General features: G+C 61.3%; 12 protein-coding genes. 7 read left to right on the top strand and 5 right to left on the bottom strand.

What is annotated here, in order from left to right; translation table 11 throughout:
* Positions 1–88 precede the first annotated feature (88 nt).
* From RBA40_RS07320 to RBA40_RS07295, 6 genes are all read left to right on the top strand, one after another.
* Positions 89–3,601 carry a chemotaxis protein CheB gene (locus RBA40_RS07320; protein ID WP_306647166.1) on the top strand — a complete coding sequence of 1,171 codons (3,513 nt, stop codon included), beginning with the start codon at positions 89–91 and terminating at the stop codon, positions 3,599–3,601.
* The gene (locus tag RBA40_RS07315; RefSeq protein WP_306647164.1) at positions 3,598–4,509 is read left to right on the top strand and encodes a PAS domain-containing protein; all 912 of its coding nucleotides are present in this window, start codon (positions 3,598–3,600) and stop codon (positions 4,507–4,509) included. The genes RBA40_RS07320 and RBA40_RS07315 overlap by 4 nt, the downstream gene beginning before the upstream one ends.
* On the top strand, positions 4,502–5,239 hold the full coding sequence (locus RBA40_RS07310; protein WP_306647163.1) for a M949_RS01915 family surface polysaccharide biosynthesis protein: 738 nt from the start codon (positions 4,502–4,504) through the stop codon (positions 5,237–5,239). Before RBA40_RS07315 ends, RBA40_RS07310 begins: the two co-directional genes overlap by 8 nt.
* Before the next feature lie 94 nt (positions 5,240–5,333).
* On the top strand, positions 5,334–5,846 hold the full coding sequence (locus RBA40_RS07305; RefSeq protein WP_306647161.1) for a sigma-70 family RNA polymerase sigma factor: 513 nt from the start codon (positions 5,334–5,336) through the stop codon (positions 5,844–5,846).
* Between the two features lie 57 nt (positions 5,847–5,903).
* On the top strand, positions 5,904–6,842 hold the full coding sequence (locus RBA40_RS07300) for a FecR domain-containing protein (RefSeq protein WP_306647461.1): 939 nt from the start codon (positions 5,904–5,906) through the stop codon (positions 6,840–6,842).
* A 112-nt stretch (positions 6,843–6,954) separates the two neighbouring features.
* Entirely contained in the window at positions 6,955–9,426 is a 2,472-nt protein-coding gene (locus RBA40_RS07295) for a TonB-dependent siderophore receptor (RefSeq protein ID WP_306647159.1), read from the top strand.
* 20 nt (positions 9,427–9,446) lie between these two features.
* On the opposite strand, the gene RBA40_RS07290 is transcribed toward RBA40_RS07295, so the two are convergent.
* The 3 genes from RBA40_RS07290 to RBA40_RS07280 form a co-directional block, all read right to left on the bottom strand.
* Positions 9,447–10,943, bottom strand: a complete 1,497-nt coding sequence (locus RBA40_RS07290) for a Dyp-type peroxidase (RefSeq protein ID WP_306647157.1) — start codon at positions 10,941–10,943, stop codon at positions 9,447–9,449.
* A 66-nt stretch (positions 10,944–11,009) separates the two neighbouring features.
* The gene (locus RBA40_RS07285) at positions 11,010–11,468 is read right to left on the bottom strand and encodes a hypothetical protein (RefSeq protein ID WP_306647155.1); all 459 of its coding nucleotides are present in this window, start codon (positions 11,466–11,468) and stop codon (positions 11,010–11,012) included.
* A gap of 161 nt (positions 11,469–11,629) precedes the next feature.
* Entirely contained in the window at positions 11,630–12,598 is a 969-nt protein-coding gene (locus tag RBA40_RS07280; RefSeq protein ID WP_306647153.1) for a TonB-dependent receptor domain-containing protein, read from the bottom strand.
* 51 nt (positions 12,599–12,649) lie between these two features.
* Between RBA40_RS07280 and RBA40_RS07275 the strand changes: the two genes are divergently transcribed.
* Complete coding sequence (locus RBA40_RS07275) at positions 12,650–13,498, top strand: hypothetical protein (protein ID WP_306647151.1); 849 nt, start codon at positions 12,650–12,652, stop codon at positions 13,496–13,498.
* Between the two features lie 192 nt (positions 13,499–13,690).
* On the opposite strand, the gene RBA40_RS07270 is transcribed toward RBA40_RS07275, so the two are convergent.
* Both RBA40_RS07270 and RBA40_RS07265 read right to left on the bottom strand, forming a co-directional pair.
* A complete protein-coding gene (locus tag RBA40_RS07270; protein WP_306647149.1) occupies positions 13,691–14,695 on the bottom strand; it encodes a restriction endonuclease in 1,005 nt (334 codons plus the stop codon).
* Positions 14,696–14,811: 116 nt separating this feature from the next.
* A partial coding sequence (locus RBA40_RS07265; RefSeq protein WP_306647147.1) for a DUF2326 domain-containing protein occupies positions 14,812–15,774 on the bottom strand: 963 nt, incomplete at its 5' end.

Raw genomic sequence — 15,774 nt, 5'->3', positions numbered from 1 at the left:
CCCGAGCGCCCCAATGTTATAGTACGGCCCTGCGCTTGCCGCCGCTTGCGATGCGGTTCAACTCCCTACGAAGCACCTTCGACCTGCCATGAAAAAAACCAGCACGACACCGCGCAAGCAGGCCAGCCAGTCCGCCACGGCGCCTGCCCACGCGTTCGCAACGCAGCCAGCGCCGTTCGCCATTGTGGGCATCGGCGCCTCCGCTGGCGGCCTGGAAGCGCTTGAACAGTTCTTGTCGGGTATTCCCGCCGACAGCGGCCTGGCGTTTGTCGTCGTGCAGCACCTCGATCCCCTGCACAAGGACATCATGGTCGAGCTATTGCAGCGCTGCACCAGCATGCCCGTGCTGCAAATCAGCGACCGCCTGCGGGTCGCGCCGAACCATATGTATGTCATTCCGCCCAACCGCGATTTGTCGATCCTGCATGGCGTCTTGCACCTGCTGGAACCGGCCGCGCCGCGCGGGCTGCGCTTGCCGATCGATTATTTCCTGCGCTCGCTGGCCGTCGACCAGCAAGCCAACAGCGTCGCCGTGATTCTCTCGGGCATGGGTTCGGATGGCTCGCTGGGTTTACGGGCGATCAAGGAAAGCGCAGGCGCAGTGTTTGTCCAGGACCCGGAATCGGCCAAGTTCGACGGCATGCCGCGCAGCGCCATCGACGCCGGTCTGGCCGACGTGATTGCGCCCGCCAACGAGCTGGTCAGCCGCATTCTCGGCTACCGGGGCCATGCGCCATTGCTGGTCACCCCGTCCGACCTGAGCTTGTCCGATGCCGACGGTAGCGCACTCGAAAAAATCGTCGTCATCCTGCGCGCCCAGAGCGGGCACGATTTTTCGTTCTACAAGAAAAGCACCATCTACCGTCGCATCGAGCGGCGCATGGGTCTGCACCATCTGGCCAGCATCGCCGACTACGTGCGCTATGTGCGCGACAACACGCACGAAGCGCAGCTGCTGTTCAAGGAATTGCTGATCGGCGTTACCAGCTTCTTCCGCGACCAGCCGGTGTGGGACCAGATCGAGGCTGACGTCTTTCCAGCCCTGCTGGCGGCCCATCCGCAAGGCGCCATCCTGCGCGCCTGGACGCCAGCCTGTTCGACCGGCGAAGAAGCCTATTCGCTGGCCATGGCTTTTCGCGACACGCTCGAGCGCCTCCGGCCGGAGGCCCGCTACACCCTGCAAATCTTCGCCACCGATCTCGACAGCGACGCGATTGTCCGCGCCCGCACCGGCGAGTTTCCCGGCACGATCGCTAGCGATGTGAACGAGGCACGCCTGCGCCGCTATTTTGTCCAGCACAACGGGGGCTTTCGCGTGTCCAAGGAAATTCGCGAAATGGTCACCTTCGCGCCGCAAAACCTGGTGATGGACCCGCCTTTTACCAAGCTCGACTTGCTCACCTGCCGCAACCTGCTGATCTACCTCGAAGCGGACCTGCAGAAAAAATTGCTGCCCCTGTTTCACTACAGTCTGCGGCCGGGCGGTATCCTGGTGCTCGGAAGCGCCGAAACGGTCGGCGCGGCCAGCGACCTGTTTTCCGCCTGGCCAGGCAAGACACGCATTTACCAGCGCCGCGAAAGCAGCCCGCGCACGGAGCCGGTCGATTTTCCTGCATCCATTTATGGCCGGTCCCGCAGAGGACTGGCCGTGCCGATTCCCGCCGCCAGCGCGGCCCCGACAGGGAGCTCCAACGTGCAAACCTTGATCGATTCCTTGCTGCAGCAACGTTTTTCGCCGGCCGCGGTGCTCACGACCGACAAGGGCGACATCATCTATATCAGCGGCAAGACCGGGAAATACCTGGAACCGGCCGTGGGCAAGGCCAACCTGAATATCTTCGCCATGGCGCGCGAGGGGCTGGCCGGGGCCCTGAACGAAGTGTTCGCCAAGGTCGTGCGCGAGCAGGGCAGCCACGTGCTCAAGGATCTGCGTGTGGGTGGCGATGGCGGCGCGCTGCTGGTCAATGTCGAGGTGCACAGCCTGCAAGAGCCGGCACCGCTGCGCGGCATGATCCTGATCGTGTTTTCCGACCAGCCGGCGGCGCGCGCTAAAGCGCCGCGCAAGGGCCAGCTGGCCGGCGCCGAGGCCGAGCGCATGGACGCGATGGTGCAGGAAATGCAGCAATCGCGCGAAGAGTTGCAGCGTGCCCGCGAAGAGATGCAGACCTCGCAGGAAGAATTGAAATCGGCCAATGAAGAGCTGCAAAGCACGAATGAGGAATTGCAAAGCACCAACGAGGAATTGACGACCTCCAAGGAGGAAATGCAATCGATGAACGAGGAGTTGCAGACGGTCAATCATGAGCTATCGATCAAGCTCGACGAATTGTCGCTGGCCAGCGACGACATGAAAAACCTGCTCAACAGCACCGACATCGCCACGCTTTTTCTCGATGAACAGATGTGCATCCGGCGTTTCACCAATCGGATCACCGGCATCATCAAGCTCATCCCCGGGGACGCCGGCCGTCCGATCACCGATCTGGTCAGCACGCTGAACTATCCGTCGCTGGCCGAGGATGCCCGCGAAGTGCTGCGCTCGCTGGTGTTTCGCGAGGTCCAGGTCAGCGCGCTCGACGGGCGCTGGTTCACCGTGCGCATCATGCCGTACCGCACCCAGGACAACCGCATCGATGGGGTGGTGATCACCTTTATCGACGTCAGTTCCTCGAAAACGCTGGAACGCGCCTTGCGCCTGAGCGACGAGCGCTTCCGGATCGCCATCGAACACGCGCCGCTGACGGTGTTCAGCCAGGATCATGAACTGCGCTACACCTGGGTGCACAATCTGCAGCCGCAACTGCGCTCGGGCGACGCCATCGGCAAGACCGACGCCGACCTGTTGCCGCCCGAGGATGCCGCGCGCCTGACCCAGCTCAAACGCCAGGCGCTCGAACAAGGCATCAGCGTGCACAGCGAAATCACGGCGCACCTGCACGGCACCATGCATTACTACGATTTTTTTGCCGAACCGGCGCGCGACCATACCGGCACCGTTGTCGGCGTCTCCGGCATGGCGTGGGAAATCACGGAGCAAAAGCGCTCCGAGTCGCGTTTCCGGCAGTTGCTGGAGCATTCGCTGAACGCGGTCGCCTGCCATCAGGTGATCCTGGACGACGGCGTCCCGCGCGATTTTCTTGTTCTTGAAGTCAATCCCAGGTTCAAGGAACTGACCGGACTGCATGACGTCGAGGGCAAGCGCCAGTCGGAACTGGCCAGCAGCATCCATCCCTTCAATGCGGATCTGTTTTCCGCCTGCGCGCGGGTGGCCACCACGGGCAAGCCGGAGCAGCTGGAAGTATCGGCCAGGGACGGCGCGCAATGGATCAGTTGCGCGCTGTATTCGCCCGAGCCCGGGTTCTTCGTCTCGGTCAAGGAAGATATCACCGAGCGCAAGCGGATGGAGGAAACGCTGCGCCAGACCCTATCCGTGCTGCAGCGCCGCACCGCGATCGCGCCCTCGCAAGCCGACGCGGCCACGGCGTTGGAAAAGGTATTGCAGGATGCGCATGTGTTGCTGGAAAGTGGTATGGCAAAGCACACCAGCCGGCCGGGCAAGGCGATTTCAGATGCCGGCAACAATCAGGAAAAACAATCATGAGTCGTGAACAACCGTTCCAGAACGAATTGCGGGAAGACGCCGAACTGCGCATGCGGGAACGCGAACGCCAGAACGAACAGGGGCGAGGGCCGCAGCCGATGCAGCACGTCGACAATCCGCAGCGGTTGCTGCACGAACTGCAGGTGTATCAGGTCGAACTGGAGCTGCAGAACGAGCAGCTGGAAGCGGCCCGTGCGTGGATCGAGGCGGCCCTGGCCAGCTACACCGAACTGTACGATTTTGCTCCCGTGCCTTACTTGACGCTCAAGCGCACCGGTACGATTACCGAGATCAATCTGGCAGGCGCGCGCCTGCTGGGTAGCGAGCGGGCCCGCGTGATCGACAAGCGGATCGGCACCTTCGTGGCCGAGTCCGATCGGTCCCGGGTGGCGGCATGCCTGAAGTCGCTGTATGCCACCCAGTGCGACGCCCAGTGCGAAGTGACGCTCGTCGCCAGGGACGGCACCCGCCGCACGGTGGAGATGCGCACCACGCTGGCCAACGATGGGGAAAGCTGCCGCGCCGTCCTGGTTGACGTGAGCGAACGCAGCGCGCGGGAGCGCCAGACGCAGCGCCTGGCCGATGCATTCGCCCTGGCGCCCGAAGCTATGTTCATTAGCGACCACAATGGCGTCATCGCCGACATTAACCACGCGTTGACCGCGCTTACCGGGTTTGCGCTTGACCAGGTGGTGGGCCAGCATCAACGCACCCTGCGCTGCGAGAGCCGGGCGCCCGGGCTGGACGAGGACATCTCGCACTCCCTCGCCATCCATGGCAGCTGGAGCGGCGAGATATGGCATCGGCACCGCGACGGCAACGTGTACAGGACAATGGCGCACATCAGCACTTTGCCCGACAGCAGCGGGGCGCAGACCTGCGTTACGCGCTTCGCGCGCCATGATTGAACGGCCGCGACTGACATTGTCATCCAGCCCGGCAGGGCGCAAGGCGGGGACGGGCCAGAGCGCAATCAAGCGACCGGCAACGACCGGATCCTTGTGCCTTGCGCTGTGCCTGTCGCTGGCCGGCGCTGCCGCGCCGCAAGCCGCGCGCGCAGCCGGGCCGGTGCAAAGCTTCCCGGTCGCGTCCGGCTTTCTGGCATCCGGGCAGATCCCGCCGAGAGGAACGCTGGTCAAGGCTGAACGGATCGTCGACCGTGCCGGCGAACATCTGCTCGTCGTCACGCTCGATTCCGGACCGTCGACCGCGGCCAAGGCAACCCCCGGCGCGGCAGAGCGGTTCGAGCTGTTTGCCGTGCTCTATACCCGCAAGGACAAGGCCTGGCCGCAGACCTGGATCATCGAGGATCACGTCGATTGCCCGGGCCTCGATTCAAGCGCGAAATTTTTCCCCGATTACATCACGGTCACCGACCTGGACAAGAACGGGATGGCTGAAGTCACCGTCCCGTACACAATGTCCTGCGGGGGCGGGGTGGACGCGAACGAGCTGAAGGTCATCCTGCGCCAGGGCGAGCAAAAGCTGGCGCTGCGCGGCACCACCCTCAGGAACACCAGGGTCAGTGCGGCCTACGGCGGCGAGATGAGGTTCGACCCGGCCCTGTCGCTCAAGGAAAACGCTGCCTTCAAGGCCCATCTGAAGCTGGTCCGGGACAAGGTCTACGTGGAAGACTAAGTGCCCCGGCGCCATGGTTCGCGCAATTAAATTGCCCGCTCACCCTGCAAGCATTACAATTGAGAATAATTCTCATTCTTAAGTGGCCGTTTGCATGTGCAGTTCCCATACTCCGCTCGCGCTTGAAACGCTGTACACCGACCATCACGGCTGGTTGCGCGGCTGGCTGCGCAAACGGCTGGGCAACGCTTGCGATGCGGCCGACCTGGCGCATGACACCTATCTGCGCATCATCACCAGCGGCCGCGTGCCGCCGCCCGACCAGTCGCGGCGCCATTTGACCCGGATCGCCAACGGCCTCGTGGTCGACCTGTACCGGCGCCGCCAGATCGAGCTCGCCTACCTTGAGGCCATTGCGCTGCTGCCGGCAGCGCACGTTCCGTCCGAAGAAACGCGTGCCATCACGCTCGAAGCCCTGGTCGAGATCGATGCGCTGCTGCACTGCGTGTCGGCCAAGGCCCGTTCGGCGCTATTGCTGTGCAAGCTGGAAGGAATGAGTTACCGCGACATCCCCGAGCGCCTCCATGTGTCGGTCTCGTCGGTGGAAAAGTACATCGCCACGGCGCTGCAGGTCTGCGCCAGCGCACTGCACGCCCCGGCGCCGTAAGCGGCGCGCCCAGCCAGGCCCGCCGGCGCCACTTTCCCGGATCCGCTCGATCCCGCCATCGTCAGCCAGGCCGCCGCCTGGATGGCGCGCCTGTGGTCGGGCGAGGCCAGCGCCGCCGACCAGGCTGCCTGCGCCGCATGGCGCGCGGCCCAACCGGACCATGAACGCGCCTGGAACCGCCTGCAAGCCGTCGAAGACAAGCTGATGAGCGTTCCGCGCGAGATTGCCCAGCACACCTTGCGCGAGCCCGCTGCCGCCGCCTACGTCACGCGCCGCCGTGCGCTGCAGCTGCTGGGCCTGGGCGTGACGGCAAGCGCCGCCTGGTCGATGCGCGGCACTCAAGTCTGGGACAGCATCGCATCCGATCACAGCACCGGTACCGGCGAAACGCGGGATGTCACCTTGCCGGACGGTACCCAGGTGGTGCTGGCAAGCGCCTCGGCGATCGACCTGCGCTTTGACAGCCACGAGCGCCTTGTCATCGTGCGCGCCGGTGAAATCCTGGTCGGCACCGCGCCCGATCCGATGGCCGTGCAGCGCCCGTTCAGGGTCCAGACGCGCGATGGCACGGTTCACGCCCTCGGCACCCGCTTTCTTGTGCGCCAGCATGCTGGCGTTACGCGCGTTGGCGTGCTGGAAGGTGCTGTCGAGCTGCGCACGCGCAACCATGTTCAAGATGCCGTCCGGATCGGCGCCGGCCAGAGCGCGGCACTCTCCCAGGAACGGATCGAACAGGCCGGGCCGGTACAGGCCAGCGCCGCCGCATGGCCGGGCGGCTTGCTGGTGGCCGAGGACATGCGCGTGGCCGACTTTGTCGCCGAACTCGCACGTTACCGGCCCGGCCTGCTGCGTTGTGACCCCGATATTGCCGGGATGCGCGTCACCGGCGTGTTTTCGCTGCGCGACACCGACCGCGCGCTGCGCAATCTGGCGCTGGCCCTGCCGGTCGCCGTGTCGTACCGCACCCGCTACTGGGTCACCGTGCGCGCGCGCTGAACGCCACTTGGCATTTTTTTGCGGAAATCGTCTTATCTCCTTGAGGGTTTCTGGTTCTCGTTCGGAATACAAGTAAGCACTCCCGCAATCTTCCGAACTTCAGGACCAGACCATGACTCATCAGCACCCACATTCCTCCCTCGCACCTTCGCCGCGTGAACCGGCCTTCACCCTCAGCTGCGGGGCGGCCGCCGTGCGCACGGTTTTGCTGGCCGGGCTGGCGCTGGGCCTGGCGACGCCGGCCCAGGCGCAGGCGCTGGACGCCGCGGCGCGCAGCTACCAGATCGCCCCCGGCCCGCTAAACCGCACCCTGAACAGCTTCGCCAGCGCCGCCGGTATCGAACTTTCCGTCGACGCAACGCTACTGAACGGCAAGACCAGCGCCGGCCTGAACGCCACCACCACCGTGCAGGCCGGCTTCGACGAAGTGCTGCGCGGACATGGCCTGCAAGCGCTGCGCCAGGCCAACGGCAGCTACACCCTGGGCAAGCTGGCCGAGCGCCCGGCCGCCCGTCCCGAAGCAGCCGTGCTGCCGATGATCACCGTTGTCGACAGCGTCGAGCCCGAGAATGCGGCCGGTCCCATCCGCGGCTACGTCGCCAGGCGCAGCGCCACGGCCACCAAAACCGACACGCCCATCGTGGAAACGCCACAGTCCCTCAGCGTGGTCGGAGCGGAAGAGATCGACACCCTCAAGTCGCAAAGCCTGCAAGATGTGCTCGCGTACGTGGCCGGCGTGGCCCGTAACGAAGCGGCCGACCGCACCACCGACCAGTTCTTCCTGCGCGGCTTCCAGGCCACCTCGGACCTTGGCAACCACTATCGCGACGGCACCCGCTACGGCGTCACCCGCTATGACGGCCGTCAGGAACTCTATGGCCTGGAGCGGGTCGAAGTAGTGAAGGGTGCGGCCTCGGTCCTGTTCGGGGCGGGCGGCCCTGGCGGCATCATCAACACGGTCAGCAAGCGTCCCACGGCAGAGCCGGTGCACGAGATCAATGTGGAAGGAGGCTCATTGAGCCGCAAACAGGTATCGGCAGATATTGGTGGCCCGCTCACGGACGACGGCGTCTGGTCGTACCGCCTTACCGCGCTCTGGCGCGACAGCGACACCTTCATCGATTACGTACCGGACAATCGCCGCTTCGTGGCGCCCGCATTCACATGGAAACCGGGCGCGGCGACCTCGCTCACTTTTCTGGGAGACTATCAACAAGACCGCACAGTGAATGTCTATGGCTTGCCCGCCGAAGGCACGGTTCTGCCCAACGTCAACGGCCAGATTGCGCGCCACCGCTTTGTGGGCGAGCCGGGCTTCGACCAGTTCGCGCTGGAACGGTATTCTGCCGGATACCTGTTCGAGCACGCGTTCAGCGATCGGCTCAAGCTCAAAAACAGTCTGCGTTATGCACATGCGAGCAACGCCTTCGACTATGTCGAGGTGTGGGGCGGCGTCGATGCCACCCAGCGCGCAACGGCTTGGCGATGGGCAAGCGACCGCGCCGACCGTTCCTCGTCGCTGGTTTCCGACACATCGCTGCAATACCAGCTGGGCGAGGGGGCCGTCAGGCATACCATTCTGGCAGGCATCGACTACTCGCGCGGACACGAAGAAACCGAACGCTACACGCGCTCGCTGGCCAATCTCGACCTGTTCGCACCGGCGTACGGCAGCCGCGTCGGCACGGAGCGGGTCCCGAATACCTTCGCCTACAGGGCCGATGGCAAGCGCTTGGGCGTCTACGCGCAGGACCAGCTCAAGGTGGGCGACAAATGGGTTGCCTCGCTGGGTGGCCGTTACGACATGCTGCGTTACAGCGAAGCCGGATATTTCGGTGGTGTGCGGGCGGACAACGAAAAAAGCCATGCCTTCACCGGCAGGGCAGGGCTGGTCTACCTCGCCGATAACGGCCTGGCACCGTTTGCGAGCTACAGCGAATCGTTCGAGCCGACCAGCGGCATCGACCGGACCGGCGCGCGCTTCAAGCCCTCCGAGGGCAAGCAGTTCGAAGCCGGGCTGCGCTACCAGCCCAAGGGCGCCGACGTGCTGCTGTCGGCCGCGCTCTACCAGCTGACGCGGCAGAACGTGCAGGTGGAAGACCCGCAGGATGCCAACTTTGCCGTGCAGGCAGGCGAAGTGCGTTCGCGCGGACTGGAACTGGAAGTGCGCACCCGTATTGGCCGCACGGCTAAGCTGATCGCCGCCTGCGCCTATACCGACGCCCGCACGACCAAAGCCAGCGCCCTGTATCCCGACCGCGAAGGCCAGCGCGTCGACAGCGTGCCGTACAACCAGCTCTCCCTCTGGGGCGACGAGGGCTTCGCCGCCGCCGGCTTACCCGGTTTGCGGATCGGCACGGGAGCACGCTACGTGGGCAGCACGCGCGGAGCGGCGCATGGCACGCCGGTGATCGTGCCGTCCGTCACGCTGATCGACGCCATGGCCAGCTACAGCACGGGGCCCTGGAAACTCGCGCTCAACGTCACTAACCTGGCGGACAAGACCTATATTGGCAGTTGCACCTACGGCTGTTTCTATGGCGAAGCGCGCAAGATCATCGTCACGGCAAGCTACCGCTGGTAAGGCATCGGGCCGGCGCGGTGCTACTCCGGTGACCGGTCGCTGGACGCCACTGGCGCCGGGCCGGATGCGGCGTCGCCGGCGGCATTTTGCGCACCGCCGGCTGCCGCCAATTGCGCCAGATACAGCAAGCCCTTGATGCTCGGGAAAAAGCAGTACACCCCGCCGCGCGTGGTCACCAGCCGCGAAAACCCACGCAGGGTCCGGTTGGCGCTGCCTTTCGGCCCCTTGCCGGCCAGGGTGAACGAGCTTGACGCCGGATCGTTCACGCCCACAAGAACATCCTCGCCGCTGATGTTGTACACGGCATTGCCGGCGGCCGACCCTTCCGGACCCGTGGCGGATTTCACAAAGTCCGGCGCCAGGTTCCATTCGCTGCTCAGGAACTCGAACTGGTTGCGGATGCTCGCATTGATGAAGTAGCCGATCAGCCCGCGTGCGTGGCTGTCTGGCCGGGCCGGATCATACTGCGGACCGTAAGGCATCGAGCGCCGCAGTATGCGGTGATGCGTGCTGTCGGTGCCGATCACGGCGGCATCGCGCGGATTGTTGCGCCGGATATGAGCGCCGATCGGACACTTCAAACCCAGCGTGTCGTCCGTGGCCGCGTCCGGGCTGACGAAGTCGAAGTTGTTCAGTTCCGCGTCCGGCAGCCGCGTGCCCTGCGCCGTCGGCGCCAGCGTCAGCGGGTTGCCGTTGCGCCAGCGCCCGAGAATTTTTGCGGCCAGCAACTCGGTATCGATGCCCGTCTCGGCCGCATAACGCGCCAGCATGGCCTCGAACCCGGCAACATCCTGTTCCAGGATGCGGAAAACGGCATAGCTGCTGTTGGTCGACAGTTCCGCCGGCAGCACACGGTAGGTGCCGCCCGCTGCATTCCGGTAGCCCAGCAGAAATTCACCGGCCGGCACGGGTGCCTGGGCATCGGGCGCATCGCGTTTGCGCGGCGGCGCTCCGATGATTGTCGGCTGGGCGATGCCGTGGCGATAGCCAAAGTGCACGGTGCTGTCCGGCAATTCCGCCCCATCCTGCGTGTACAACTGCGTCACGCTGCCCACGAACGCCGCGCGTAGCCGGGCAGAGACGCTCTCCAGCGCCGCGCTGGACTCGGTCGCCCACACGCTGAGCAGGATATGCACCTGGGCGCCGTGGTGCAAGCCGCCAATCCAGTGCTGCGGCGCGCTCGGTCCCACGTCGCCCACCGTCGCGGCGCTGGCCGGATCGGTCGCGCCGCGCTGGAACGCCGCGTCGAAGCTGGCCAGCTGTTGTGCGCTGATCCCGAGCGCTGCCAATCCGTAGGCGCTGAAGCACATGTTGATGAAGACGGCCGGTTTGGGAACGATGCGCGTGGCCGTCGTGATGGCGGGCAGGCCGTTGTCGCCATGCACCAGCGCCGCGATCAGTTTGCCCGTCGCGGCAGCGTCCGTAATCGTGAGCACGAAATGCCGCGCCAGATTCACGCGATAGCCGCGCAGAATCGTGCCCTGCACGTCGTCCAGATCAATGGCGGCATCACTCATCAGGCTCTCCCGTCGCTCAGGCGTTCAAGGCGCGCACCGGGACGCCAGCCCGGTGCGCGCGGCTAATCAGATCGCGGCGAGAATGTCCTGCACGGTGTGCTGGTAGGCGGCGTAGAAATAGGTGTTCGGAATATGTTCCGAGACATTGTTTTCCGCGATAAAGGCTTCAAACTCCGCCACATGATCGACGACCGGCGTCAACGCTGCGCCGCCAACGGTCAGCGACAGCAGCGCGTCGAACTCGGTGCTTAATTGGGCCACGAAGTCATGGATATACTTCTGAAAATCCCCATCAAAGGAGGTGATTATTCCAATTACCAAGTTGTCCGAAGGCAGAATCGAAAGCAGGTCTGGCTGCAGGTTCGGTTGCGACCGGTCGAGCAGGATGAGACGGGCAAAGTGGACAGTGCCTATCGATTCCAGCGCAGCATTGATTTGCGGCAGCAGGAGGGCCAGCTTGGCAACGACGGTGGCGGCGCTTGTGCCCGGAAGTACCGGCGACAGTAAAGTAAGGGGACGGGTCATGATAAGCCTCTTTCATGAAAACCCAGGATGCGCGGCCGGCAGGTTGGCAGCCGCGCCCTGTGTCAGCAAATGATAAGAGAATCCCTGCGCTGGCAAGCCCGGCAGGGCGGGGGGGCAGCTTGATTCAGCTTAAATCAACAGGACCTTGCGCCAGGCACACGTCAATGGCCGGATCGACGCGGCAACTGTCTCAGAACCCCGCCTCCAGCATCGCGCGCACCCAGGTCTTGCCCGGCTGCGTGGGAGCGCGTGCCATAGGTGCCAGCTGCACCCGCATAGCTGCGGTCGCTGATCCAGTCATGCCGGAGCGCATTGGCGATGCTCACTCTCAACTGAAGCTTGCTGTCCAGTTTCCACAAGCCATACATTTCCAGATCGCGCCGCGCAGAAGCAAATGTAAATTGATCCTGCGAGAGCCGCGCGTGGCCACCGCTGCTGTACACAAACGAGGCTCCGGTGGTCAGCGCGCCAAGCTTGTAATCGATCCCCGCCGTGGCCGACAAGGGCACTTGCTCGGCCAGCCGGTTGTCCGGGCCCGGTACCTGGTCCACGGCAGACCAGTTGCGGCTGACCGACAGGCGCAGATCGAGCGGCGGCGCGCCTGGTGCGACCGATTGCAGCGGGAAGCGCGTTTCCACTTCCAGCGTGCGCACGTCGCATTGCCCGCCATTTTCCGGGCGTAGCACCCAGCGCCCGTCCGTCTGGTTCAGCGCCTGCACGGTGCAGTCCTCGATGCGGCGCGCCGCGGCGGACACCGACAACAGCGCGCCCTTGGCCCAGTGATGCTCGTACGCGGCATCGATCCCGAGCGCCAGTTCCGGGCGCAGGTTCGGATTGCCGGTGCTGTCCGGATTGGAGGCGCTGTTATTGATGGTCAGGGTAGGGCGCGCAATCAGCCTGGCCGCATCGGGCGTCTTGAAGGTCCGCGTCAACGCCATGCGCACCTGGTCGCCACTGCCGCCGGGCAGTTTGTACAGCGTGTGCAGGATCGGACTGACTACGCTGCTGTCGTTGCGCACGTTGGCCAGGCCGCTGCCGCCGCTGCGCGTGCCGATGCCTTCCCAGCGCGCGCCGAGATACACCGACCATTGCAGCGACACGGTCCATTCATCCTGCGCGTACAGCGCCAACGAGCGGATATCCTACGACTCTATGCTGTTCAAGTCAGGTTGCATGGTAGGATGATGCCGCGCTTCAGCCTCGACTTTCCGTACACTTGCCTGATGACAGATACATCAAATATTGAAATCGTCCTGACCCCTCGTTTGCTTGTTGAGAAAACGAAGTTAAGTGCGGAGCGCGACTTGTTACTTGAGCGCGCATCCTCATTTTGCATCCTGAGAGAAAAGGGAGATATTTGCGCTAGGCGTGCCGCAGGTTTGGAAAGCGCACGTTTGCGTAAGGAAGCTAGGGACCGTGATCGTAAAATCAAGCTCATAGCTGAAGCAATTTCGCTGCTCGGCCCTATTGCACCTAGTCTAAATCGCCGCCTAGCAATGGTGCACTACCATTACAACAACTGGATGGCAGTGGAAAAGACTGGGCTGACCGCGGCAAGGATTGTGAGTAAGCTCGGCGGTGACGGATATGTGAACACCCCCGCCTATAACGCCGAGGTCATAGCATTTCTACAAAATGTTCATGCTTTGTGCGACTCGCTTCCCTACATACTAAACTTGTATTTCCGGGTTCACGATTTCTCCTACCGGAAAATAGGTTGGAACAAGATCACGTTGAACCTTTTAGAGGACGCTGCAAGAGAGACCGGCGAAGAAAATCTATCGACTCGGTTAAAGGAGTTTTCTAAAAATGACTTGTTCATCAAGCTTCAAGACCTCGTCAATTGCGCTAAGCATAAGCATTTAATTCCCATTTTTTTCCATGAAGGTCGGGCAGTGTTCGCCAAGCTCGACGGTAAATGGCTGCCCTCAAGCCTTGAAGTGCACCAGTTCTTGCTACGGATCGATAACGAATTGATTCCTTTGGTTTGGGCAATACTGAGGATTGCTGCCGAACGGGCCTTTAAATAGGTGACGTAAGCTTTGGTCGATGTGTTCGGTCAGAATAACTTACATCGAACGTGGCCGCCGCTATCAAAACGACAAACGATCCCTCATGCTTGGCGAATGAGTGCACGTGCAGGCTGCAGCTTGTGCAGATCGGATGGGTAATTGTGGACCAGCAGCGGGCGACGAAAAAAGTTACCCATCCGTTTTTCTGGGTCAGCGTGTCGGCAGAAAAGCGGGCCTAGTGTGTGGTTCCAGATAGAAGATATGGGAGACAACCTTCTGACGGTAGGCGAGTTGTAGAGCGGCAGAGAAATTGGAGATACTCGCGGTAACTTGATCCTTTCGAAGCAAACCGCGCCAATGCGGTCGCGTGTCATTAGGCGATTCCCAGTTAAGTAGGCGGACAAGCGAACTGTGGGCAAATTGCATCCCCTCATTGCCAGCGACGAAGCGTAATTGGATATGGGTGTCAGTATGCACCTCCTTAGTCTCCAAGTCCCATGCGGTGAACAGCGACTGGACCTCGCTCGTTAGATCCGTCCGATGGTTACCCTCATAGTCCGTGAAAGTTACGGTATCGATGACTCCACTCCATTGTTCAGTGCGGCCGCCCTCTGTCTCGTCCGTTTCGACCAACTTATCTTTGCGAAATCGCAGATGGACCCCAGCAGTCGGGCCGATCATGTAGCCAACGTCGCCTGCTAGCATGCCCAAAAGGTTCTCTTGAGCAGCAGTATCCAAGGTGATATTAAAGTTCTTGGTAGCCTTCTTCATGTGTTTGGCTTCAAACAGCGTCCAAAAACTGTGGAATTTCCAGGCAATCAGCAAGGGCATTCCCACGAGATCCGCGTAATTTTGGAGGCGGCGCATGTAGTCAGGCGTGAACGACAGGCGCTTGTCTTTTTTTGACTTTACCTCGATCAACAGAGGCGACTTCGTATTCTGGGTCGAGAACTTGGCGAGGAGGTCCGGCACTTGGAACTCTTGTCGCGACGAGATTGGGACTTGTTGCTGGTCGAGCTTATGCAGAAGGTGACATTTCCCGAGCCAAGCACATATCACTGAAAACTCGTCCTCCAGAGGTAGGCCAATATCCAGACGGCGAACCTCATCGGCCACTTCCGTCGGGTTAGAAGGCCAACCCAGCTTTGCCAGCGCTTCCTGAATGAGTCTTGCACCATCTGCTGGCATATGCTGTCCTTCGTCGAGTGCTTCCATTTCATGACTTCCATAAAACTACGGACAAACTCGGCACCCAACAATCCGCCTACAAAGCTGAATGATCGGAAGGCTGCGCTCGGCGCGCTGCCAGAGTTGCAGGCGCATGAGGTTTCTTAGGACACAGGTCGGTCGCCGCTTTTTTGCCGCCAGTCGACGATGTAGAGCACCTTCGCATCGGACAGTTCGACAACACAATTAGAGCGAAGCGTGGTGACCGCTTCAGATCCGTACTTATCTATTTCATCAAGTGCTACAAATGATTGTTTCTGATAAGCCGAGTATTCTTTTACAAATTTGGCCACCGCCTGATTTTCAACATTCTTGTAAAGTGGCGAATCGTGAATCAAAATTGGAAGGTCAGTTAGCGAGAAAATCGCTAGGTCGAAAATAACCAATCCGGCAAATGCCTTTCCCGTACCTGTATCCTCGAAAACCTCGTACTTATAGGAATTTTCGGTTAATACTAGGCTAGGCGCTCGCGAATTACTTCCATACACTTTAGAAACTATCTCTAATATCTCTTGATTTACAATTTTCTCAATTTCTTTAACTAGCGCTAGCTTTATTGAAGTCAAATTCTCCTTTGAATTTTTATACTCAACCTCAATTCTTTCCTGCATCAAATAGACGGAATTTTCTTTTTTTAGTTTATTCCATTGTTGTGAAAGTCCGTAGACTCTATCAACCAGTACGGTCGGATTATCATAATCTGAAAGCTGACAGGTTATCTGCGCATCGATCTCTTGTAGCGCAATTTCAATTTGTTGCCGTTGACTCTTGAGAGAACTCTCAGACTCAACCAATTCTTTCTTCAAAAAAGCAGCTACCTCGCTATGAAATTCCTCAATTTCGGCAATACGGTCAACATTTACGTTGGGGAAAAATTCAACTAAAGAGTCCAACTGCTCACTTCGGATATGTCTATTTAGAGCCAGATTTCGATGAACCCGTGCAAGCCTTTCGTCCACTCTCAACCGCTCGTCCAAAAGCATATCTTTACTTTGCTTCAACTCGAGCAAATTTTTATCGACCAGCGCTCTAATGTTCAGCGCATATTTTGCCAAATCGCTCTTAAT

It is taken from the genome of Massilia pseudoviolaceinigra (genome assembly GCF_030846505.1).
Taxonomy (GTDB): Bacteria; Pseudomonadota; Gammaproteobacteria; order Burkholderiales; family Burkholderiaceae_D; genus Telluria_A; species Telluria_A violaceinigra.
This window is presented reverse-complemented; position numbering and strand designations above follow the sequence as displayed.

Excerpts from the sequence above, each read along its gene's own strand:
- RBA40_RS07290 (WP_306647157.1), bottom strand. The coding sequence starts at position 10,943 with ATGAGTGATGCCGCCATTGATCTGGACGACGTGCAGGGCACGATTCTG.
- RBA40_RS07295 (WP_306647159.1), top strand. The coding sequence starts at position 6,955 with ATGACTCATCAGCACCCACATTCCTCCCTCGCACCTTCGCCGCGTGAA.
- RBA40_RS07275 (WP_306647151.1), top strand. The coding sequence starts at position 12,650 with ATGATGCCGCGCTTCAGCCTCGACTTTCCGTACACTTGCCTGATGACA.
- RBA40_RS07305 (WP_306647161.1), top strand. The coding sequence starts at position 5,334 with ATGTGCAGTTCCCATACTCCGCTCGCGCTTGAAACGCTGTACACCGAC.
- RBA40_RS07310 (WP_306647163.1), top strand. The coding sequence starts at position 4,502 with ATGATTGAACGGCCGCGACTGACATTGTCATCCAGCCCGGCAGGGCGC.
- RBA40_RS07285 (WP_306647155.1), bottom strand. The coding sequence starts at position 11,468 with ATGACCCGTCCCCTTACTTTACTGTCGCCGGTACTTCCGGGCACAAGC.
- RBA40_RS07270 (WP_306647149.1), bottom strand. The coding sequence starts at position 14,695 with ATGGAAGCACTCGACGAAGGACAGCATATGCCAGCAGATGGTGCAAGA.
- RBA40_RS07320 (WP_306647166.1), top strand. The coding sequence starts at position 89 with ATGAAAAAAACCAGCACGACACCGCGCAAGCAGGCCAGCCAGTCCGCC.
- RBA40_RS07315 (WP_306647164.1), top strand. The coding sequence starts at position 3,598 with ATGAGTCGTGAACAACCGTTCCAGAACGAATTGCGGGAAGACGCCGAA.